Origin of the sequence: Corynebacterium xerosis NBRC 16721 = ATCC 373, assembly GCF_001552415.1 — a bacterium.
Classification (GTDB): domain Bacteria; phylum Actinomycetota; class Actinomycetes; order Mycobacteriales; family Mycobacteriaceae; genus Corynebacterium; species Corynebacterium xerosis.
On the sequence record NZ_BCRD01000001.1, the window covers coordinates 210,217 to 231,231 of the forward strand.

General features: G+C 69.0%; 18 protein-coding genes. 6 read left to right on the plus strand and 12 right to left on the minus strand.

Going from position 1 to position 21,015, the window contains the following annotated elements:
* The first annotated feature begins 157 nt into the window (after positions 1–157).
* From glyA to CX1_RS01035, 3 genes are all read left to right on the plus strand, one after another.
* Positions 158–1,459 (plus strand): serine hydroxymethyltransferase, encoded by a 1,302-nt coding sequence (gene glyA / locus CX1_RS01025; protein WP_046650711.1) that lies wholly within the window; start codon positions 158–160, stop codon positions 1,457–1,459.
* A 426-nt stretch (positions 1,460–1,885) separates the two neighbouring features.
* A complete protein-coding gene (locus CX1_RS01030) occupies positions 1,886–3,319 on the plus strand; it encodes an amino acid permease (RefSeq protein ID WP_046650712.1) in 1,434 nt (477 codons plus the stop codon).
* 10 nt (positions 3,320–3,329) lie between these two features.
* Complete coding sequence (locus tag CX1_RS01035) at positions 3,330–4,160, plus strand: enoyl-CoA hydratase-related protein (protein WP_046650733.1); 831 nt, start codon at positions 3,330–3,332, stop codon at positions 4,158–4,160.
* Between the two features lie 123 nt (positions 4,161–4,283).
* Here CX1_RS01035 and CX1_RS01040 read toward each other — a convergent pair whose 3' ends face one another.
* From CX1_RS01040 to CX1_RS01055, 4 genes are all read right to left on the minus strand, one after another.
* The gene (locus CX1_RS01040; RefSeq protein ID WP_052753249.1) at positions 4,284–4,778 is read right to left on the minus strand and encodes a hypothetical protein; all 495 of its coding nucleotides are present in this window, start codon (positions 4,776–4,778) and stop codon (positions 4,284–4,286) included.
* A gap of 202 nt (positions 4,779–4,980) precedes the next feature.
* Positions 4,981–6,153, minus strand: coding sequence for an acyl-CoA dehydrogenase family protein (locus tag CX1_RS01045; RefSeq protein ID WP_046650714.1), 1,173 nt, complete (start codon positions 6,151–6,153; stop codon positions 4,981–4,983).
* A gap of 680 nt (positions 6,154–6,833) precedes the next feature.
* Positions 6,834–7,706, minus strand: coding sequence for an alpha/beta fold hydrolase (locus tag CX1_RS01050; protein WP_244465490.1), 873 nt, complete (start codon positions 7,704–7,706; stop codon positions 6,834–6,836).
* Entirely contained in the window at positions 7,703–8,050 is a 348-nt protein-coding gene (locus CX1_RS01055; protein WP_113570099.1) for a DUF5997 family protein, read from the minus strand. The genes CX1_RS01050 and CX1_RS01055 overlap by 4 nt, the downstream gene beginning before the upstream one ends.
* A 37-nt stretch (positions 8,051–8,087) precedes the next feature.
* Between CX1_RS01055 and CX1_RS01060 the strand changes: the two genes are divergently transcribed.
* On the plus strand, positions 8,088–8,897 hold the full coding sequence (locus tag CX1_RS01060; RefSeq protein WP_082719041.1) for a LysR substrate-binding domain-containing protein: 810 nt from the start codon (positions 8,088–8,090) through the stop codon (positions 8,895–8,897).
* Positions 8,898–8,953: 56 nt separating this feature from the next.
* Entirely contained in the window at positions 8,954–9,586 is a 633-nt protein-coding gene (locus CX1_RS01065) for a GNAT family N-acetyltransferase (RefSeq protein WP_046650716.1), read from the plus strand.
* Between the two features lie 3 nt (positions 9,587–9,589).
* On the opposite strand, the gene CX1_RS01070 is transcribed toward CX1_RS01065, so the two are convergent.
* The 7 genes from CX1_RS01070 to glpX all read right to left on the minus strand — a co-directional run bounded on the left by CX1_RS01070 (position 9,590) and on the right by glpX (position 19,763).
* Complete coding sequence (locus tag CX1_RS01070) at positions 9,590–11,140, minus strand: DHA2 family efflux MFS transporter permease subunit (RefSeq protein ID WP_060925148.1); 1,551 nt, start codon at positions 11,138–11,140, stop codon at positions 9,590–9,592.
* A 29-nt stretch (positions 11,141–11,169) separates the two neighbouring features.
* The gene (locus CX1_RS01075) at positions 11,170–11,832 is read right to left on the minus strand and encodes a TetR/AcrR family transcriptional regulator (protein WP_052753251.1); all 663 of its coding nucleotides are present in this window, start codon (positions 11,830–11,832) and stop codon (positions 11,170–11,172) included.
* A gap of 118 nt (positions 11,833–11,950) precedes the next feature.
* On the minus strand, positions 11,951–13,063 hold the full coding sequence (locus CX1_RS01080; RefSeq protein ID WP_046650717.1) for an aldo/keto reductase: 1,113 nt from the start codon (positions 13,061–13,063) through the stop codon (positions 11,951–11,953).
* A gap of 154 nt (positions 13,064–13,217) precedes the next feature.
* On the minus strand, positions 13,218–15,314 hold the full coding sequence (locus CX1_RS01085) for an MMPL family transporter (RefSeq protein ID WP_082718960.1): 2,097 nt from the start codon (positions 15,312–15,314) through the stop codon (positions 13,218–13,220).
* Between the two features lie 203 nt (positions 15,315–15,517).
* A complete protein-coding gene (locus CX1_RS01090) occupies positions 15,518–16,924 on the minus strand; it encodes a TIGR01777 family oxidoreductase (RefSeq protein WP_060925149.1) in 1,407 nt (468 codons plus the stop codon).
* A gap of 177 nt (positions 16,925–17,101) precedes the next feature.
* Positions 17,102–18,502 carry a class II fumarate hydratase gene (locus CX1_RS01095; protein WP_046650718.1) on the minus strand — a complete coding sequence of 467 codons (1,401 nt, stop codon included), beginning with the start codon at positions 18,500–18,502 and terminating at the stop codon, positions 17,102–17,104.
* A 235-nt stretch (positions 18,503–18,737) separates the two neighbouring features.
* Entirely contained in the window at positions 18,738–19,763 is a 1,026-nt protein-coding gene (gene glpX, locus CX1_RS01100; protein WP_046650740.1) for a class II fructose-bisphosphatase, read from the minus strand.
* Between the two features lie 286 nt (positions 19,764–20,049).
* On the opposite strand from glpX, the gene CX1_RS01105 reads away from it, so the two are divergent.
* Entirely contained in the window at positions 20,050–20,619 is a 570-nt protein-coding gene (locus CX1_RS01105) for a DUF4245 domain-containing protein (protein ID WP_082718961.1), read from the plus strand.
* A 51-nt stretch (positions 20,620–20,670) separates the two neighbouring features.
* On the opposite strand, the gene CX1_RS01110 is transcribed toward CX1_RS01105, so the two are convergent.
* Positions 20,671–20,961, minus strand: a complete 291-nt coding sequence (locus CX1_RS01110; RefSeq protein ID WP_046650721.1) for an exodeoxyribonuclease VII small subunit — start codon at positions 20,959–20,961, stop codon at positions 20,671–20,673.
* Between the last annotated feature and the right edge of the window lie 54 nt (positions 20,962–21,015).

Here is a 21,015-nt window from a genome sequence, read left to right on the forward strand (position 1 = left end):
CGCGGGCGAAGGGTACGGAGGCGGGCCGTCGTGAAGCACGAGGCCCCCGCAACCCAATGCCGGGGGATGTGTCGAGGACCGAATCGGCCCCGCCGGGGGCGGGGGACTACGATGGCACCGAACCCGTAGCTTCCTTCGAAAGGTTGTTGGCCCACCCATGACCGGTATCCCCAGTGATGACGTCCGCTACCAGTCCCTGCGCGACCTCGACCCGGCCGTCGCCGAGGCGATGGACGGCGAGCTGGCCCGCCAGCGCGACACCCTGGAAATGATCGCCAGCGAGAACTTCGTCCCCCGCGCCGTCCTGCAGGCGCAGGGTTCGGTGCTGACCAACAAGTACGCCGAAGGCTACCCGGGCCGCCGCTACTACGGCGGCTGCGAAAACGTCGACGTCGTCGAGGACCTCGCCCGCGACCGTGCCAAGGAGCTCTTCGGCGCCGAATTCGCCAACGTCCAGCCGCACGCCGGCGCCCAGGCCAACGCCGCGGTGCTGCACGCGCTGATCAACGCCGGCGACCGCATCCTGGGCCTGGACCTGGCCCACGGCGGCCACCTGACCCACGGCATGAAGCTGAACTTCTCCGGCAAGCTCTACGAGGTCGGCGCCTACGGCGTCGACCCCGACACCATGCGCGTCGACATGGACAAGGTCCGCGAGCAGGCGCTGGCGGAGAAGCCCGACGTCATCATCGCCGGCTGGTCCGCCTACCCGCGCCACCTGGACTTCGACGCGTTCCGCGCCATCGCCGACGAGGTCGGCGCGAAGCTGTGGACCGACATGGCCCACTTCGCGGGCCTCGTCGCCGCCGGCCTGCACCCCTCGCCGGTCGCCGCGTCCGACGTCGTCTCCACCACCGTGCACAAGACCCTCGGCGGCCCCCGCTCCGGCATGATCCTGGCCAAGCAGGACTACGCCAAGAAGCTCAACTCCGCCGTCTTCCCGGGCCAGCAGGGCGGGCCGCTGATGCACGCCATCGCCGCCAAGGCCGTGGCCCTGAAGATCGCCGGCACCGAGCAGTTCAAGGAGCGCCAGGAGCGCACCCTGACCGGCGCGCGCCTGCTGGCGGAGCGCCTCACCGCCGCCGACTGCAAGGACGCCGGCGTCGACGTCCTCACCGGCGGCACCGACGTGCACCTGGTGCTCGCGGACCTGCGCAACTCGGAGATGAACGGCCAGGAGGCCGAGGACCTGCTCCACGAGGTCGGCATCACCGTCAACCGCAACGCCGTGCCGTTCGACCCGCGCCCGCCGATGGTCACCTCCGGCCTGCGCATCGGTACCCCGGCCCTGGCCACCCGCGGCTTCGACGAGAAGGCGTTCGAAGAGGTCGCCGATATCATCGGCACCGCACTGGCCGCCGGCAAGAACGCCGACACCCAGGCCCTGCGCGCCCGCGTGGCCAAGCTGGCCGAGGAGTTCCCGCTGTACGAGGGCCTCGAAGACTGGACGATCGTCTAGGTCGCGTTCGCGGCGTTCGTACCGTTCGTATCGTTCGACGACTTCGTACTGTTTGTATCGTTCGTTCCGTTCGTCGGGTTCCCGGATTTCTGATCGCCTCCGGGGCCTCGCCCCGTGAACGCTGCAAAAGGAAGTCGGGTGGCCGGAAAGAAGTGGTGTGCCACATCTTTCCGCCCACCCGACTTCTTTCTGTGTCCGGAGGTGCGTGCATCGCCGGCGGTGACCCACGCAGCCGGCCGCCCCACCGATAGCGGCCGCCCTGCAGACTGCCCGTGGCGAATCGACGCCGCAGACACACGTCGAATGGACAGGTACATGCCGCAGAACACATGTATCTGTCCGTTCGACGTGTACTTGGGTTGGGGCTCCCGGTCTTACCCATGCTCCCGGCGATGCGCGCGTTCAGTCGGATTGTAAATTTGATGCATGACGAACGTGACGCGGCATGACGCCGAAGTGGCGGGCTACCGCAAGGACCTGAAGAACCGCCACATCCAGATGATCGCGCTTGGCGGAGCGCTGGGCACCGGGCTTTTCCTCGGTGCCGGCGGGCGCCTCAACGCGGGCGGGCCGGGGCTGGCCATCGTCTACGCGGTGTGCGGCGTCATCGGCTATCTGATGCTGCGCTCGTTGGGCGAGATGGTGGTCCACCGGCCGACGTCGGGGTCGTTCACGTCCTACGCCCGCGAGTTCCTCGGCGAGAAGTCCGCGTTCTTCGCCGGCTGGGTGTACTTCTTGGCGTGGGTGACGGTCGGCATCGCGGAGTTGACCGCCATTGCGGTGTACCTGAAATTCTGGCCGTTGTTCCAGGACGTGCCGCAGTGGATCCTCGTGGCGGTGGCATTGGCGATCGTCGTGGGGCTCAATCTCCTCGGAGTGAAGTTCTTCGGCGAGGCGGAGTTCTGGTTCTCCTTCGTCAAGGTCTCGGCGATCGTGCTGTTCATGATCGTCGGCGTGGTGGTGCTTGCGATGGGCACGCCCGTCGACGGCCATGATCCGGGCCTGTCGACCATTCCCGAAGGCGGCGGCTGGTTCCCCAACGGGGTGTTGCCCCTGGTGGTGATGACCCAGGGCGTCGTCTTCGCCTACGCGGGCATCGACATGATCGGCGTCGCCGCAGGTGAGACCGAGAATCCGCGCCGGGAGATCCCCAAGGCAATCAATGCCACGGTGTTCCGCATCATCTTCTTCTACGTCGGGTCGGTGTTCCTGCTGGCGCTGCTGCTGCCGGCAAGCGCTTACGACGGGGCGGAGTCGCCGTTCGTGACCTTCCTCAATGCCCTCGGCGTGCCGTACGCGGCGGACGTCATGAACCTGGTCGTGCTCACAGCGGCACTGTCCTCGGTCAACGCCGGGTTGTATGCGACGGCGCGCATCCTCAAACCGCTGGCGATCAACGGCTCGGCCCCGAAGTTCCTCGGCGCCATGTCCGCCCATGGCGTCCCGATGGGCGGTGTGTGGTTGACCACCGCGATGTTCGTGCTCGGCATCGTGCTCAATTACGTCGTGCCGGAGGCCGCGTTCGAGGTGGTGCTCAACATGGGCGCGATCGCGATCTTGTGCATGTGGTCGATGATCGTCATCGCGCACCTCGGTTACCTTCGCGCTGCTCGCCGGGGTGCGGTGGAGCGGCATTCCTACCGGGCCCCGTTGGGCGGCGCCGGCGACGTCATCGTGTTGGCCTTCCTGGCCGGTGTCGTGGTGCTGATGGCGATGGACTACCCGGTGGGCAGTTACACGCTGCTGTGGTCGGCGGCGTTCCTCGTCCCGGCGTTTGTCGTCGGTTGGTGGCTCACCGCGCGGAGCCGGGCACGCATCGCCGCCGCCGATTCGGGTGTGGCGGGGGACTCCACCCGGTAGCGTGGGGGCCATGGAATTCGTCTCCGTCACCCGCGACGCCGGCCTGCTCACCATCGCCATCGACCGCCCCCAGGGCCACAATTCGCTCAATCGGGCGCTGCGCCTGGAGCTGCGGCAGGCGTTCGAGGAGGCGGCGGAACAATGCGTCGTCAAGCCCGAAACCGGCCCCACCGGCTCGGGCGACGCGACCGCCGACCCGGGCCCCGTGCGCGCGGTGTTGCTCAAGGGCGGCAAGAAGGTGTTTTGCACGGGTCAGGACCTCAAGGAACACCTGACCGAGATGACCGAGCCGTCGGCGATGGACAAGGTCGACACGGAGTACAACCCGATGATCGCGGCGCTGGCGGCGATTCCGGTGCCGGTGGTCGCGGCGGTCAATGGCGCGGCGGCCGGCGCGGGCTGGTCGTTGGCGCTGAACTGCGATTTCCGCATTGCGGCGGCATCGGCGTCGTTCAAGGCGGCGTTCCCGTCGATCGGCCTGGCCACGGACTGCGGCATCAGCTACCTGTTGCCGCAGCTGGTCGGCCCGGCGCAGGCTTTGCAGTTGCTTTACGACGACCAGCCGATCAGGTCCTCCCGCGCCCTCGAGTTGGGGCTGGTGACGCAGGTCGTGGACGGCGATGATGCCGACGAGGCCGCGGAGGCGTTCGCGCGGAAGCTGGCGTCGGGGCCGACGGGGTCCTACCGCGAGATCAAGGCGCTGGTGAAGGATGCCTCGGCGATGCTGGCCATCGCCGACCGCGAGTCCGGCGCGCAGAAGCGACTGGTGGTGACGGAGGATCACAAGGAGGCCGTCGACGCCTTCCTGAACAAGCGCGCCCCGGAGTTCACGGGGCGGTAATCCCGAAGTGGGGGAGAGGCGTGCCGGAGGCCGACTGGGGGACCGGCCGTGGCGGCCGATGGGGGATCGGCCGGAGTCGGACGTGACTGCGGGAGGTCGACGGGGCGCGGCTGTGGCGCCTGATCAGCGCACGGCGCAGCCGACGTCGCAGCCGTCGTCGCCGCAGGGATTGCGGCGCCAGGCCCAGATGACCGCGGCGAGCAACGCGACCAGCGAAATCGCCGCCAGGAAGGGCTGCAACGGCTGCCAGAACCCCAGCGCGCCGGAGGTGCCCAGCGCCAGCAACACGATCTTGTTGCACACCGGGCAGGCGACGGCGAACATGGCCAGGCCCGCGCCACCGATCGCCGGGGCGGATCTCTCGGCACCGGGGCGCTGCAGGCCGAAGTAAGCGCCGGTCAGCATCGACGTGGCGACCAGCACCGGCAGCTCCCACGGGCGCACCGGCACGTCGCGGCCGAAGAGCGGGTTGGGGATGATGTCCGTGGGCAGGCCGATGACGAGGAACGTGGCCAGCGCGGTGCCGAGCGCGACGAGCACCCGGAAAGTGCGGCCCCCGACGTTCACCGTGGCGGTGGCGTCATCGGTGCTTCCGGCGATGGCGGGTGAAGTCGGCATGCCCCAGAGGGTACAGCCATGTGGAGCCGGGACACGGACCGGCTTTGCTCCGTCGCCCCACGTTCACGCCGCACACGGCGAAGGCCCGCTCCCACGTGGGGAACGGGCCGTCGTCAAGCGAAAATGCGATCAAGCGGGGCGCGGAAACCGCACCGCGGACGCCGGGCCAGGAGGAGCGCCGGCGCCCGCCGAAGAGCGGACCTTACGCGGCGCCGCCCTTGGCGATGCGGCGGAAGATGATTTCCTTCATGATCTCGTTGGTGCCGCCGTAGATGGTCTGCACCTTGACGTCGAGGTAGTGCGTCGAGATCGGGTACTCCAGCATGAAGCCGTAACCGCCGAACATCTGGAGGCAGCGGGTGACGATGTCCTGCTGCTCCTCGGTGGTCCAGAACTTCGCCATCGACGCGGCGGTCTCGTCGAGCTTGCCGTCGTTGTGGGCCATGACGGCCTGGTCGACGAACGCCTGCAGCGACGTGATGCGCGACGCCATGTCGGCCAGGTAGTGGCCGTGGACCTGGTGCTGGATCAGCGGCTTGCCGAAGGTCTCGCGCTCCTGGGCGTAGTTGTACGCCAGGGTCCAGGCGCGGCGGGAGGCGGCGACGGAGCCGACGGCCAGCGTCAGGCGCTCGTGGGCCAGGTTGGTGCGGAGGTAACCGAACGCGGCGCCCTCCTCGCCCAGCAGGTTCGCGCCCGGGACACGGACGTTGTCGAAGTGCAGCTCCGCAGTGTCCTGGGCCTTCAGGCCGACCTTCTTCAGCGGGCCGGTCTTGGAGTAGCCCTCGAGGGAGGAGTCGACCACGAACATGGACACGCCGGCGCGGCCCTTCGACGGGTCGGTGATCGCCGCGACCAGCGCGAAGTCGGACAGGACGCCGTTGGAGATGAACGTCTTGGAGCCGTTGAGGATCCAGTCGTCGCCGTCCTTCTTCGCGAAGGTGCGCATGCCCGCCAGGTCGGAACCGGCGCCCGGCTCGGTCATGGCGAGGCAGCCGATGAGCTCGCCGGCGTTCATCGGGGCGAGGTACTTCTGCTTGAGCTCCTCGGACGCGAACTTGGCCAGGTACGGGGCGACGAGGTCGTTGAGCGTGCCGAAGGACACCACGATGGAGCCGCAGTCGGCCTGCGTGAGCTCCTCGTTGAGGACCTGGTTGTAGCGGAAGTCCATCTCGCCGCCGCCGCCGTACTCCTCCGGCGTCGACATGCCGATCAGGCCCAGGGCGCCGGCCTTCTGGAAGACCTCGCGGTCCGGCATGCCCTCGTTGTGCCAGCGCTCGACGTTGGGGGTGATCTCCTTCTCGACGAAGCCGCGGACCATGTCGCGGAACATCTCGTGCTCTTCGTTGAAGTGAGTGCGGGGCAGGAAGTCCTTCATGGGGGCGTCTCCTCGTAGATCGGGTGCGGGTGCGTGCGGGCCAGTGGAGCGGGCCCGCGATCCCCGGTATGTCTGTCTCAACCATTATGCATAAATATGTGACCGGCGACACCTAGATCCGTGGCATTGCCCCCGAATTTGCCAAAGCTGAGGTCCGCGTCACGTTTGCGTGATGGGCGGACAGGGTCGCTTTCGGGAGGAAACGTGCAGGTTGGGGCGCTTTTCGACGGGTCGGCGCTACCCCCGCTTCACCGTTTCTTCATTGACTTAGGGCAGCCTAAAAAAGTGGCATTTACCAGCGGGGATCTTTCGCCGTTTTTCGAACGGTGCCCGGTTCGGCGGGGGTGATTAACGAAAGCTTTTCGTTGTTTTAATCGCGTCGGTGCAGGTCGGGGTTTATCGTTGCGCCCAGTGGTCAACTGCCACGACAGTCACGACAGTCAGTCACACGCAACCTCCAATTGCACACGAAAAGCGAGGCGGCCATCCCTTGGAACAGGATGGCCGCCTCGCTTTGTGCGTGGGCCTTGTTGGCGGGCCGCACATTCGACGAGATCGTGACCGGGGGCCTGGATCGTGATCTCGTGGGTCTCGGTGGGCTGCACATTCGACGAGATCGTGATCGGGGGCCTGGATCGTGATCTCGTGGGAGGTGGAAGCGCGCGGGGAAGAGGCTGGCGCTACACGCCCCAGTGCATGGCCAGGACGCGGTTGACCTGCTCGGCCTTCTCGATGTTGACCAGGTGCTTCGCCGGGGAAATCTCGGTCATCGTCGAATCCGGGATGCCGTCGTGCAGCGACGTGACCACGTCGAGGGGCGTGGAGGTGTCTTCCGCTCCCGCGATGACCCAGGTGGGCACCGTGATCTCAGCCAACCGGTCGCGCGAGTCGAAGCCCGCGATCGCGTGGCAGCAGCCGGCGTAGCCCTCGTCGGAGGTGGCGCGGATGCCGTCGGCGAAGCGCTGCGGCAGTGTCGGATTCGACGCGAAGCACTCGTCGGTGAACCAATTGCCCACCACGGTGTCGGCCAGCACGCCGGTGCCTTCGGCGCGGACCTTCGCGGCCTTGTCCAGCCACGCGTCGGACTCGCCGAACTTCGGGGCGGTGGAAATCAGCGTCAGGGTGGCGATGCGCTCCGGGTTCTCCAGCGCGATCGTCTGCGCCACGGCGCCACCCAGCGACAGGCCGGCCAGGTGCGCCCGATCGACGCCGAGGGAATCCATGAGCGCCAGGACGTCGCCCGCCAAGTCGGACATCTGGTAATCGCCGGCCGGGGCGGGCGATTCACCGTGGCCCCGCAGATCGACGGTGATGATGCGCGCCTTGTCCGCCAGCGCCTCCACCTGCGGGGCCCACATGTCGCGGGAGGCGCCGAGCGAACCGAGCAGGATGGCGGTCTTCGGGGAGTCCGGTGACCCTGCGCCGTCCGCCGCAGCGCCGTCCGCCGCAGTGCCGTCGACTGGACCGCCGTCCGCCGCAGCGCCCTCTGCGACGGTGCGGGGCTCATGGACGTCGTGGGCGAGGTCGACGGTGCCGGCGTCGCGCCCGGTCACTCCGCGCCCCCGTCCTCCCGCTCGGCGGCGCCGGCGCGCTGCTCGGCCAGGGACGTGCGGGCCGCGCGCAGCCAGTCGGGCTGGTCGGCGAGGAGGGCCTTGATGTCGTCGGTGGTCAACGGCTTGTCCATGTCGTTGGCCTTCAGGGCGGTGATGGTGATGCCCAGTCGCCGCGCCACCTCGGGCCGCGGGTGCGGGCCGGTGCGCCGCAGGTCGGCCAGCCATTCCGGCGGGTTCTGCTGGAGCTGCACGAACTGCTCGTGGCTCAAGTCCGACTGCTGGAAATCTTCGGGGGTCGCGGGCAGGTAGATGCCCAGTTTCTTGGCCGCGGTCAGGGGTTTCATGCGCCCCACGGTAGCACCGGCCGATAGCATGGCGTTCATGTCGACCGACCCCGCGGACCGTGCCCAGGCAGCCCCCGATCAGGAGGGGCCCGCCCGCGTGCTGCGCGTGGCTTTCGTGCCGGGCGCGATGCCGGAGAAGTGGTTCGGCCGCTATCGCGAGCGCACGGGTCAGGGGCTGATGTCGTTTTCTGCGGATGACCCGGTTCTCGAGGTCCTCGCCGGCCGTGCGGACATGGCGTTGGCGCGGGATCCGCGTGAGGACGATTCGCTCCACCGCATTCGGCTTTACGACGAGGCACCGGGGATCGCCGCGGAAAAGGAGCACGTCCTGGCGCTGCTGAAGGACGGCGAGGTCGTCGACCGCGCGGATCTGGACGGTGAGACGGTGCTTCTCGATGCTTTCGCCGCGGCCGATCCGGGTGAGGTGCGCGAGATGCTGCAGGTGGTGGCCACCGGCGCCGGCGTGGTGCTGGCGCCGCGGCCGCTGCTGCGCGCGCTCAACGCCCGCGGCGTCGTCCACCGTGAAGTTGCCCCGGCGCCCGGCGCCGAACCGACCACCCTGTGGCTGACCTGGCCCAAAGACGGCGACGACGAACTGACGCAGGAGCTGGCCGGAATCGTCCGCGGCCGCCGCGAAGGGTCGCGCCGCTCGGCGCTGGCGGAGGACGAGACGCCGAAGAAGAAGCTCAGCGCCCGGGAGAAGACGTTGGCGAAGCAGGCTCGTCGTCAAGCGGAAAACGGGGGCGGTGGGCGCAGCGGAAAGTCGGGAGCCAAGCGGGGCGGACGCCCCGGCGGGCCGGGAAACAAGAAGAAGGGCGGCGCCGGCAAGTCCAAGCGGCGCCGCTGAACAGGGTTTTCATCGATTCGTTCGACGCGGCCGATCAAATCGGACAGACTGGAAGCATGGCTGACGGAAACCGCGGATTCAGCATTCGGCAGATGCGCGAAGACGACTACCCGCAGGTGCAGGTGATCTACGAGATCGGGCTCGACACCGGGCACGCCTCGTGGGAGCATTCGGCGCCCGATTGGGACGGGTTCGCTTCGCTGAAGCGGTTGGACCTGTGTTACGTGGCGACCTCGGACGAGGATCCGTCGAAGATCCTCGCCTGGGCGTCGGCGTCGCAGGTGTCCAAGCGCCACATCCTGCGCGGCGTCATCGAGGACTCCATCTACGTCCACCCGGACGGGCAGGGCATGGGCATCGCCGGCGCGCTGCTGGGCCACCTCATCGACGACGCGACCGAGAAGGGCTGCTGGTCCATCCATTCGTGGGTGTTCCCCGAAAACGTCGGATCGCTGAAGCTGCACCGCAAGCTCGGCTTCCGCGAGGTCGGCGTCTACCACCACATGGCCAAGATGACCTACGGGCCCATGGCCGGCCAGTGGCGCGACATCATCATCCTGGAGAAGCTCCTGGAAAAGCCGGAGGAGCGCGCCGAGAAGCGCGCCATCAAGGAAGCCGAGGAATCCGGCGACCCGGTGCGGCCCGTCCTGGAGAAGCTGGACAACGCGGCCGACCAGGTCGGGGCCTGATTCCTACTCCACGGTCTCCTTGAGCTTGTCCTCGCGGACGAAGGCCAGGATGACCGCGGCGGCGGCCATCAGCGGCACCAGCATCATCAGCACCGGCGTGAAGCCGTCGTTGTAGCTGGACACCACGACGTCGTGGATGGGGGCGGGCAGCGACTCGAGGATCGCCGGCGTCAACGTCGCACCGGCCGCCGGGTCGAAGCCCGCGTCGGCGGGCATGCGCTGGACCAGCAGGTCCTGCATGCGGTGGATGAAAATCGCGCCGACGACGGCCGAGCCGACGGAGCCGCCGATCTGGCGGAAGAAGTTGTTCGCCGCCGTGGCGGTGCCGACGACGCGCAGCGGGAACGAGTTCTGCACCACCAGCACCAGCACCTGCATGACCAGGCCGAGGCCGAAGCCCATGAGGAACAGGATGCCGCCGATGGCCAGGTGGGTGGTGCCGGGGTTCATCATCGACATCAGCGCCAGGGCCAGGGCGACCAGCGCCATGCCCGCGGCGGGGTACCACTTGTAGTGGCCGGTGCGGCTGATGATCCAGCCGACGGTCATCGACGTGCCGAGCATGCCGACCATCATGGGGATCATCATCATGCCGGCGGCGGTCGGCGACATGCCGTGGACCATCTGCAGGTAGGTGGGCAGGTACGCCATCGTGCCGAACATGCCGACGCCCATGGCCAGGCCCGCCACCGTCGTGAGCACGAAGTTGCGGTTGGCGAAGAGCTTCATCGGCACCAGCGGGTTCTTCGCGCGCTTTTCGACGATGACGAACAGGACCCAGGCGATCACGGAGACCACGATGAGCGAGATGATCATCGGGGATCCCCACGCGTAAAGGGTGCCGCCCCAGGTGGTCATGAGCACCAGCGAGGAGGTGGCGACGATCATCAGCCCGGTGCCGATCCAGTCGAAGTCGCCGGTGGTGGGGCGCTTGGGAAGGCGTAGGTAGCGCCAGGCGGCGACCAGGGCGATGAGGCCCAGCGGCACGTTGATCCACAGGCCCCAGCGCCAGCCGGGGCCGTCGGTGAACCAGCCGCCGAGGACCGGACCGAGCACGGAGCTCAGACCGAAGACGGCGCCGAACATGCCCATGTACTTGCCGCGCTCGCGGGCGGAGACGACCTCGGCCATGATCGCCTGCGACGACACCATCAGCGTGCCGGCGGCCATGCCCTGGACGGAGCGCGCGATGATCAGCAGCGTCATGTCCTGGGCGATGGCGCCCAGGATCGAGCCGACGATGAAGGCGAAGATGCCGAACATGAACAGGCCCTTGCGGCCGATCATGTCGCCGAGCTTGCCGGCGATGGGCAGGGCGATGGTCTGCAGGAGCAGGAAGCCGGTGATCACCCACGACATGTGCTCGACGCCGCCGAGCTCGCCGACGATGGTCGGCAGGGCGGTGGAGAAGATCATCTGGCCCAGCGAGCTCATCAGCATCGACAGGATCAGGGCCGCGAAGATCAGGCCCAGGTGGCCGCGGTTTTCCGCGACGACGGTCTCGTGGGCCTTCACGGCGGTCGCGTCGGTGGTGGCCTTGGCCGCGGGTGCCATTGCGGGGTTGGCGGCCGGGTTGGACGGGGTTACCATTCCAGCTCCTTCGAGTAGTCGATGATCGTGGTCAGGGCGTCTCGGACGGGGTTGCCGTCGATGCCCAGGGAGTCCTTCGAGGCGGCGAACCACACGGATTCGCGGATGAGCGCGGTGATCAGGGCCGCTTCCTCGTCGTCGGAAAGCTCCGGCGCCCGGCGCACTTCCGGGTGGGCGGCGAGGTAGTCGGCGGTGGCCGTGCGCATGTTGCGCAGCGTCGTGGCCTGGCTGGTCATCGACGCGGTGAGCATGTGCGGGGTCGCGTGGATGATTTCGCGGCGCAGGCGGCGCAGCCGCCGGTGACGTTCGGCGCGGTCGGGGAGGTCGTCGTCTTCCGTCGAGGGTTGGACGATGCCGCCTTCGACGATGCGCAGGAGCGCCGCGAGGGGGTCGTTTCCGGCGGTGGCGGCGAACTCCGCCGCCTCCTCGTCGCCGAAGGAGAGCATCCCGCGGCCGAAGATCGCGTGGTCCTTCGACGAGAAGTAGTTGAAGAAGGTCCGGCGGCTCACCTCGGCTTCGGCGCAGATGTCCTCGACGGTGACGCCGTCGTATCCGCGGTCGGCGATGAGGGTGATCGCCGCATCCTCGATGCTGCGTCGGGTGCGGCGGCGCTTGAGTTCGCGCAGGCCGCACTCCGGGTTCACGTTGTCTTCCACAAGGTGCAAACATACACCCGGTGCAAGTTTGCCCGCAATGCAGGTTCCTGTGGGATTGGTCGCCGTGGGGCGTCCACGTGGGACGCGCCACATTCCGACGATGCGGCAGGGGCGGCGGTCAGTCCTTCACGGACTCCGTCGCACCGGCCCACTGGTTGATGCCGCGGTCGACGGCCCACTCGTCGATGGCGGTGAGCTCCTCGTCGCTGAACGGCGCGGCGCCGGCGGCATCGAGGTTGGCGTCGAGCTGCGCCACGGAGCTGGCGCCGATCAGTGCCGAGGTCACCTCGGGGCGCCGCAGCACCCAGGAGATGGCCATCTGGGCGAGCGTCTGGCCACGGTCTTCGGCGATGCCGTTGAGCGCGCGGATGGCCGCGAGCGTCTCGTCGCCGAGGAAGGAGCGGTCCATCTTGCCGTCGCCCAGACGGGAGTGCTCGGGAATCCCGCCGAGGTAGCGGTCGGTGAGCAGGCCCTGCGCCAGCGCGGAGAACGCGATGACGCCCATGCCCTCCTCCGCGGCGGTCTCGAGGAGGCTGGGGGACGCGCCGCCAGTGCCGGTGCCGTTGCCGCTGCCCGCGTCAACACCGCTGTCCCCGCCGCTGCCCGGCTGCTCGATCCACCGGTTGAACATGGAGTAGCTCGGCTGGTGGAGGACCAGGGGAGTGCCCAGTTCGCGGGCGATGGTCTGCGCGCGCCGGGTCGTCGCCGGCGAGTAGCTGGAGATGCCCGCGTACAGCGCCCGGCCGGACCGGACGATGAAGTCCAGCGCCGCCATGGTTTCCTCCAGCGGAGTGTCCGGGTCGGGGCGGTGGTGGTAGAACACGTCGACGTAGTCCAGGCCCATGCGCTTCAGCGACGCGTCGCAGCTGGCCACCAGGTACTTGCGCGACCCGCCGAACCCGTGCGGGCCCTCCTGCATCCACCAGCCGGCCTTGCTGGTGACGGTGATTTCGTCGCGGTAGGGCGCGAGATCCTTGGCCAGCAGCCGCCCGAAGTTCTCCTCGGCCGACCCGGGCGGCGGGCCGTAGTTGTTGGCCAGGTCGAAGTGCGTGACGCCCCGGTCGAACGCGCGGCGCACGATGGCGCGCATGCCGTCGAAGGGGCGGTCGTCGCCGAAGTTGTGCCACAGGCCCAGCGAGACTTCCGGCAGCTTCAGGCCGGAGGTGCCCGCACGGCGGTGCGGCATGGCGTCGTGGTGGTCGGGGGCGGCGGAATAGACGTCCGGGTACATGCCGTCCAGGATGCGCCGATTCGGTGAATGCCGCTACCGCCCCCGTCGAGTCCACCAAAAAAAGAACGCTTTACGACGGCCCGGCCACCGCACGGAGGCGGCGGACGAGGCGTCGTAAAGCGAAAAGTTCTGCGGCGGGGTCGAAACCGGGGTGTCAGGCGTCCACGGTTTCGCGGGAGTCGGCGTCGGCGCGCTCGTTCGGCGGCTTCGACGGCCACCACATGCGGTCGCCGAGGAGGTCGAACAGGGCGGGCACGACCAGCGTGCGCACCAGGAAGGTGTCCAGCAGGATGCCCAGGCCGACGACGATGCCGACCTGGCCCAGGGTGATCAGCGGCAGCACGCCCAGGACGGCGAACACGGCCGCGAGCACGATGCCCGCGGCGGTGATGACCCCGCCGGTCAGGCCCACCGCACGGGACATTCCTTCCTTCGTGCCGTGGCCGGCGGCCTCCTCCTTGGCGCGCAGCACCAGGAAGACCGTGTAGTCGATGCCCAGGGCGATGAGGAAGATCAGGGAGTACAGCGGCACCGAGACGTCCAGGGCCGGGAAGCCGAAGATGTGCTCGGAGACCAGCGCGCCGGCGCCCAGCGCCGCCAAGGCCGACAGCGTCGTGGCCATGAGCAGGAAGATCGGGGCGACGACCGCGCGGAGGATGAGCATGAGCAGGAACAGGATGACCACGAGGATGATCGGGACGATCAACAGCGTGTCGCGGGCCGTGGCGTCGCGGGTGTCCAGCGTCTGCGCGGACTGGCCGCCGACCATCGCGGAGTCGTCGGCGGCGTGGGTGGCCGCGCGGAGATCCTCGATCTCGCGGAAGTTGTCGGCGGTGGCCGGCTCGGAATCGGTGACGACGGTGAAGCGCGTCAGCGTGCCGTCGGTGGACTCGGTCGGCGGGCCCTGGATCTGCGCGCCGTCGACGGACTCGATGGCCTCGGTGACCTCGTCCGCGGACTCGGCCGGGGCGATGACCGACAGCGGCGACGCGGCGCCGGCCGAGGTGAACTCCGCGATGGTGTCCAGGCCGTCGGCGGCCTCGGACTCGGTGCGGAACTGCTCCGTGGTGGACAGGCCGATGTTCGCGCCGAACAGGCCGGTGCCCAGAACCGCCAGCAGCACGACCATGCCCGCCAGGTAGGCGGCGGGGCGCTTGGACACGACGTCGGCGACGCGGTACCAACCGGAGGACTTGGCGGTCTTCGACTCGTCCTCGACGGTGGGGATCTTCGGCCAGAACAGCTTGCGGCCGCACAGCGACAGCGCCGCCGGCAGCACGAACAGGGCGAAGGCCAGGGCCACGAGCAGGCCGATGGACAGCGAGATGCCCAGGTAGCGGTAGGCGGGCACGACGGCCAGCGCCAGCGCCAGCAGGGCGAAGACGACGGTGAGGTTCGACGACACGATCGCCGACGTCGACGCGCGGGTGGCGATGGCCAGCGCCTCGCGGTGGTCCTCGTGGCGGCGCAGCTCCTCGCGGTAGCGGCTGATCAGCAGCAGCGCGTAGTTGGTGCCGGCGCCGAAGACCAGGACGGACATGATGCCGGAGGTGGAGGCGTCGAACTGCAGCGGCGTGAAGGAGGCGACGAACTCGACGAGCAGCGAGGCGCCGCGGTCGGCGATGGCCACCGTCAGCAGTGGGATCAGCCACAGGATCGGGGAGCGGTAGGTGAGGATCAGCAGCACCGCGACGACCAGCGCCGAGATGCCCAGCAGCGCGAAGTTGGCGCCGTCGAAGGCCGACGCGGTGTCGGCGGCGAAACCGGCCGGGCCGGTGACCTGGAGCTGCAGGCCCTCGGGCAGGCCTTCCTTGCCGGCGTCGCGCATGTCGGCGATGGAGTCGGCCAGGCCGCCGCCGTTGATCTCGCCGGGCAGGGCGAGGATCGCCTGGGCGGCCTCGTCGGCCAGCGGCACGGCAGGCGAGAGTTGCTCGACGGACTTGTCGCCCTCCCAGTCGCCGAGCTGCTCCATGGCGGATTCGGGCAGCTCGATGCCGGCCATCGCCTCGGCGGAGGCGTTGGCGGCACCGATGTCCTGCGGGCCGAGGGGTTCGCCGTCCTCACGCGAGAACACCGCGATGGCGGTGAGCTGGTCGCCGCCGGGGAACTCGGAAGCGAGTTCCTGGACCTTGGCGGATTCGGAGTCCTGCGGCAGGGTCGCCGGCGCGGAATCGCCCGGTTCCAGGTTCGCGGTGAGGCCGGTCAGGCCTCCGACGAACAGCAGGCCGATCAGGATGGCGATGGCGGCCATCGCCTTGGAGGTGATGTGTTTGACGGGTAGTCGGTCTGAGACGCGTCCGGAGCTCATTGCGCTAGTTTCGCATGCATTTTGCACTCGAGGTGAATGACGTACCCGCGCCGGGGGTAACTTATCGACGTCATGTCGGCATGCTTGCGATCGTCGGCCCGCCGCGAGGCTCGGCGACGGGACGGCGACGCCGTCGGAGGTGGCGCTCAGCCCGCCCGCAGCAGCTCGTGGCGGAGCGCCTTTTCCAGGTCCGGGAAGCGGAATTCATGGCCCGCCGCCTGCAACGCGGCGGGGATCGCCCGCTGGTTGGCGAAGGCCAGCTCCTCGGCGCCGCGACCGCCCAGCACCAGCGAGGGGGCGACCTTCGGCACGGGGATCGCGGCCGGGCGCCGGAGCACCCTCGCCAGCGTCCGCGTGTACTCGGCATTGTCGACGCCACCCGGCGCGACCGCGTTGACCGCCCCCTCCAGAGCCGGATCGACGGCGGCGCGGTGGTAGACGTCGAGCAGGTCGTCCAGCGCGATCCACGGGAACCACTGCCCGCCGCCGCCGAGCCTGCCGCCCAGACCCGTGGACGTGATGCCGGCCAGGATCGGCAACAGCCCGCCGCCGCCGGCCTGCACCAGCCCGGTGCGCACGCACGTGACCCGGATGCCGGCCTCCCGCGCCGGGGCCCACGCCGCTTCCCAGTCCCGGACGATGTCGGCGAGCGGGCCGGACCCCGGGGGCGCCGATTCGTCGAGAAGCTCCGTGCCCCGATCCGCCCCGTAGTACCCGACCGCCGACGCCGACACGACCGCCTCGACCCGCGACGCAGCAACGAGCTCGGCGAGCTTCCGGCTCGGGCCGACGCGGGAATCGCGGACCTTCGCCAGGTGCTTGTCGGTGAAACGCCCGGCGATCGGCGCGCCGGCGAGGTGGATGAGCACATCGATGCCGTCGAGAAGGTCCGGTGCGGGATTGTCCGGGTCCCAGACGCGGGCACCGGGTTGCGGCGGGTGCTTCGCGGTGCCGTTCGCGGGGCGAATGAGCTTGACGACGTCATGGCCGGCCGTCGACAGCAGCCCCGACAGCGCCGAGCCGACCGTGCCCGAGGCGCCCGTGACGGCGATGGTCTTCGGGGCGAACCCGTCGCCCAGTCGGCCGGTCAGGCGGTCCAGCGCGGCGAGGTCGCCGTCGAGGACGGCGCCGCGGTAGGCGAAGACGCCCGACAGGGCCCGTTCGGGCACGCGGGAGGTCACCTCGTCGACGACGTTCGTCCACCACGCCGGGCGATCCTCGCCTGGGCCGCGGACATCCTCGAAGGTGTGGACGTGCCGCCAGCCCAGTGCGCCGCGCCAGGGTTGATTGGCGACGTAGTCGGCGAAGCGGTGGCCGCGGACGTACTCCTCGGGATCGTGGCGGGCCTCCCACCCGGCGCGGGCCGGCATGTCGAACACCGTCATGCCGTCGCGGAGGTTCTCGGCTTCCACGACCGGCGTCATCGGCAGCAGCCCCGGAGTCAGCCGCGCCACCGCGCCGGGCCGCTCGAACCACGCGAACACCCGCTCGTGCGGCTGGAACACCAGATGGGAAAACCTGGCGGTGGACGGGGCGAGGGGGCGGAAGGCCATGGGAGCGTCCTTTCGTGGTTCGTGCCGGCCGCGCCGATGGCCACGACCGGGGCCGGATCGACACTGGCCCATTGGTGAACGACGATACGCAAAGCACCGCGCCCCGCCCCCGGAAAAACCTGGGACGGGGCGCGGCGCGTGAAGCGACTCGGCCGACGGGCGGCCGAAAAGCGGAGGCTAGTCGCGATCGGTGTTGGCCATGGCCAGCACGTCGAGGCGCTTGTCCAGCTCCTCCTCCGTCAGCTTCTCGCCGTCGACGAAGCCCATGTCGATGACGGTCTGGCGGATGGTCTTGCCCTCCTTGAGGGCGGTCTTGGCCACCTTGGCGGCGTTCTCGTAGCCGATCGCCGAGTTCAGCGGCGTCACGATGGACGGCGAGGACTCCGCGAGGTTCTTCATGTGCTCCTCGTTCGGCTCGATGCCGTCGACCAGCTTCTCGGCGAACACGCGGGCGGTGTTGGCCAGCAGACGCGAGGACTCCAGCACGTTGCGGGCCATGACCGGGATGAACACGTTCAGCTCGAACTGGCCCTGGGTGCCGGCGAAGGCGACCGCGGCGTCGTTGCCGATGACCTGCGCGGACACCTGCGTGGCGGTCTCGCACAGAACCGGGTTGACCTTGCCCGGCATGATCGACGAACCCGGCTGCAGGTCCGGCAGGCGGATCTCGCCCAGGCCGGTCAGCGGGCCGGAGCCCATCAGGCGGATGTCGTTGGCGATCTTGTACAGCGACACGGCGACGACGCGCATGGCGCCGGAGAACTCGACCAGCGCGTCGCGGTTGGCCTGCGCCTCGAAGTGGTTCTTCGCCTCGGTCAGCTGCTCGACGCCGGTGAGCTTCTTCAGCTCGTCGGTGACCTTGCCGCCGAAATCGGCCGGGGTGTTCAGGCCGGTGCCGACCGCGGTGCCGCCGATGGGGAGCTCGCCCAGGCGGGCGACGGTGGCCTCGATGCGCTCGATGCCCAGCTCGATCTGGCGGGCGTAGCCGCCGAACTCCTGGCCCAGGGTGACCGGGACGGCGTCCATCAGGTGGGTGCGGCCGGACTTGACCACGGACTTCCACTCGGCGGACTTCTTGGCCAGCGACTCCTGCAGGACCTTCAGGCCCGGGATCAGGTCGTTGACGGCGGCCTCGGTGGCGGCGACGTGGGTCGCCGTCGGGAAGGTGTCGTTGGACGACTGGCCCATGTTGACGTGGTCGTTCGGGTGGACCTCGACGCCGTTGGCCTTCGCGATCGACGCGATGACCTCGTTGGTGTTCATGTTCGACGAGGTGCCCGAGCCGGTCTGGAAGACGTCGATCGGGAACTCGGTGTCGTGCTTGCCCTCGGCGATCTCCTTGGCGGCGGCGACGATGGCGTCGGCCTGCTCGCCCGGGAGGAGGCCGCGGTCCTTGTTCACGATCGCGCACGCCGCCTTGAGCAGGCCCATCGCACGGATCTGCTGGGACTCGAGGCCACGGCCGGAGATCGGGAAGTTCTCGACGGCACGCTGGGTCTGCGCACGCCACAGGGCGTCGACGGGCACCTTGACCTCGCCCATGGTGTCGTGCTCGATGCGGTACTGCTGCTCGGTCATAAATTCCTCTTTCGTCTCGGGTCCATCTGAGGTGTGAAAGGTGGATGGATTCCACCCCCAAGTATGACGCACCCGCCGGGCCTGTGGCGATCCCCACCCCCGGCGGGTGCGTGTGATCCCCGCGACCGGGCCACCACGGCCGGTTGCGAAGCTCTGGGCGGCGCCCCGGGCCATTGCCCGGGCCGCCGAACGGTGTTCTGCGTCGTCCTGCTCGCAGTCCCTTGCGGGCCCGTCTTTACAGGTCCATGTCCGGGAAGCCGTCCTTGCCGTAGTCCACGGAGGAGAACTGGCGCAGCTTCTCCAGCGAGTGCCACGCCTCGATGTTGCGGACCGTCCCGGACTTCGAGCGCATGACCAGCGAACGGGTCCAGGCGCCCTTGCCGCGGTAGGCCACGCCGCGCAGCATGTCGCCGTTGGTGACGCCGGTGGCGACGAAGTAGCAGTTGTCGGAGCGCACCAGGTCATCGGTGGTCAGGACGGTGTCGAGCACCAGGCCGGCGTCGAGGGCCTTCTGGATCTCGGCCTCGTCGCGCGGGTGCAGCTTGCCCTGGATCTCGCCGCCCATGCACTTCATGGCGCAGGCGGTGATGACGCCCTCCGGCGTGCCGCCGACGCCCATCATGATGTCGACGGAGTTGGTGCTCTGCGCGGCGGCCACGGCACCGGCGACGTCACCGTCGCCGATGAGGCGGATCTTCGCGCCGGACTCGCGGATGTCGCGGATCAGGTCCGCGTGGCGCGGGCGGTCGAGCACCATCACGGTGACGTCTTCCTTGCGCAGGCCCTTGGCCTTGGCGACGGCCTTGATGTTGTGGTCGACCGGCGCCTCGATGTCGATCTTGCCCGCGGCCTCGGGGCCGACGGCGATCTTGTCCATGTAGAACACGGCGGAGGGGTCGTACATCGAGCCGCGCTCGGCGGCGGCCAGCACGGCGATGGAGTTCGGGCGGCCCTCGGCCATCAGGGTCGTGCCGTCGATCGGGTCGACGGCGATGTCGACCTCCGGGCCCTCGCCGTTGCCGACCTTCTCGCCGTTGAACAGCATCGGGGCCTCGTCCTTCTCGCCCTCGCCGATCACGACCACGCCGTTCATGGTCACGGTGTTGATGAGCTTGCGCATCGCGTCGACTGCGGCGCCGTCGCCCTTCTCCTTCTGACCGCGACCGACCCACTGGCCGGCGGCCAGTGCCGCGGACTCGGTGACGCGGACGAGCTCCATCGCCAGGTTGCGGTCGGGGATTTCGGGATTGAGAGCAGTCATGTTCGGATGGCCTCCGTCGTAGATGATGAAGCGTGTTTGATCGGCGCGCGAGGGTTCGCCGGCCCGGTTTCCGGGGCCGACGGCCATGCGGGACGCGCCCCACATGGGCTCCCCCCAAGTGTTCCACTTTTTCGGAAGGGACGGCGGCCGAGGCAGTCGTGTTCGGGGGTAGTCGGGCCCCATTGCCCCGGCTGGCGCGCTTTCGCTTGACGACGTCCCGGCCTCCTCGCCACCGGCGCGCAACCGGATGACGGCGTCGGAGGGCCCGAATGGCATACTTGACCGCGTGAAATCGGAGAAGCCCAGGATTCTGCAGGATGGCCGCGACATGACCATGACGCTCGTGGTCTTGGGCCTCGCCATGATCTTGACCGTCGGGTTCACCGGGTTGTGCAGTTTCAACCCGGGAACGCCGGACAACGGCCCCGTCCGCGAGGTCGATTCGTCGGCGTTCCTGCGAATGGAAACCCAGCGCGCCGACTACCCGGTCCGCGAGCCGGCGTCGCCGGAAGGCTGGCAGCCGAATTCGGTGCGCGCCGGCATGGCGGGGGAGCACATCACGACGATCCTCGGGTTCGTCACCGCCAACGGCGACTACGTCCACGCCCTGCAGACCAGCGCCCCGGCCGATGATCTGCCGGCCGACGGCAAGGCCCGCATCAGCGACGGCACCGTCGACGTCGATGGCGTGACGTGGGTGAAGAAGGAAGGCGTCGACCCCAACACCCGCCGCACCTGGGTCGCCGACCTCGGCGACGTGCGCATCCTCCTGGAGGGCTCGGCCAACGACGAGGAGTACCGCACCCTCGCGAAGGCGATGCAGGACGCGCCGATCCTGGAGAAGCGGACCAACTAGCCCGAGAGCCGGCCCGCGCCGTCTCCGGCTTTCGGCGGGTCGGCTCTCGGCTCAGTCGTCGGCACCGGCACCGGCACCATTGCCGTCGCCGGCGCCGTCGGTGCCGCGCGACAGCGCCGCCTCGACCTTGGCCTTCGCCCCGGCCAGGTGCTCCTCGCACCGGCGGGCCAGTGCTTCGCCGCGCTCCCACAGCGCCAGGGAATCATCCAGGCCCATCTGGCCCAGCTCGAGAAGCTTCACGGTCTCCACCAGCTCGTCGCGTGCTTCCTCGTAACCGAGTTCCTCGACCGGCGTCTGTTCGGCCGCCCGCCCGTCGCCCGCTCCGAAAACGTCCTGGCTCATCTGCGTTCCTCCGCTGTCTTTCCTGCTCGTCGTATCTTCGACTCGTCGTCGTGA

Bases quoted from the DNA above. Each gene is read 5' to 3' on its own strand.
- glyA (WP_046650711.1), top strand. From the start codon at position 158: ATGACCGGTATCCCCAGTGATGACGTCCGCTACCAGTCCCTGCGCGAC.
- CX1_RS01030 (WP_046650712.1), top strand. From the start codon at position 1,886: ATGACGAACGTGACGCGGCATGACGCCGAAGTGGCGGGCTACCGCAAG.
- CX1_RS01035 (WP_046650733.1), top strand. From the start codon at position 3,330: ATGGAATTCGTCTCCGTCACCCGCGACGCCGGCCTGCTCACCATCGCC.
- CX1_RS01040 (WP_052753249.1), bottom strand. From the start codon at position 4,778: ATGCCGACTTCACCCGCCATCGCCGGAAGCACCGATGACGCCACCGCC.
- CX1_RS01045 (WP_046650714.1), bottom strand. From the start codon at position 6,153: ATGAAGGACTTCCTGCCCCGCACTCACTTCAACGAAGAGCACGAGATG.
- CX1_RS01055 (WP_113570099.1), bottom strand. From the start codon at position 8,050: ATGAAACCCCTGACCGCGGCCAAGAAACTGGGCATCTACCTGCCCGCG.
- CX1_RS01060 (WP_082719041.1), top strand. From the start codon at position 8,088: ATGTCGACCGACCCCGCGGACCGTGCCCAGGCAGCCCCCGATCAGGAG.
- CX1_RS01065 (WP_046650716.1), top strand. From the start codon at position 8,954: ATGGCTGACGGAAACCGCGGATTCAGCATTCGGCAGATGCGCGAAGAC.
- CX1_RS01070 (WP_060925148.1), bottom strand. From the start codon at position 11,140: ATGGCACCCGCGGCCAAGGCCACCACCGACGCGACCGCCGTGAAGGCC.
- CX1_RS01080 (WP_046650717.1), bottom strand. From the start codon at position 13,063: ATGTACCCGGACGTCTATTCCGCCGCCCCCGACCACCACGACGCCATG.
- CX1_RS01085 (WP_082718960.1), bottom strand. From the start codon at position 15,314: ATGGCCGCCATCGCCATCCTGATCGGCCTGCTGTTCGTCGGAGGCCTG.
- CX1_RS01090 (WP_060925149.1), bottom strand. From the start codon at position 16,924: ATGGCCTTCCGCCCCCTCGCCCCGTCCACCGCCAGGTTTTCCCATCTG.
- CX1_RS01095 (WP_046650718.1), bottom strand. From the start codon at position 18,502: ATGACCGAGCAGCAGTACCGCATCGAGCACGACACCATGGGCGAGGTC.
- glpX (WP_046650740.1), bottom strand. From the start codon at position 19,763: ATGACTGCTCTCAATCCCGAAATCCCCGACCGCAACCTGGCGATGGAG.
- CX1_RS01110 (WP_046650721.1), bottom strand. From the start codon at position 20,961: ATGAGCCAGGACGTTTTCGGAGCGGGCGACGGGCGGGCGGCCGAACAG.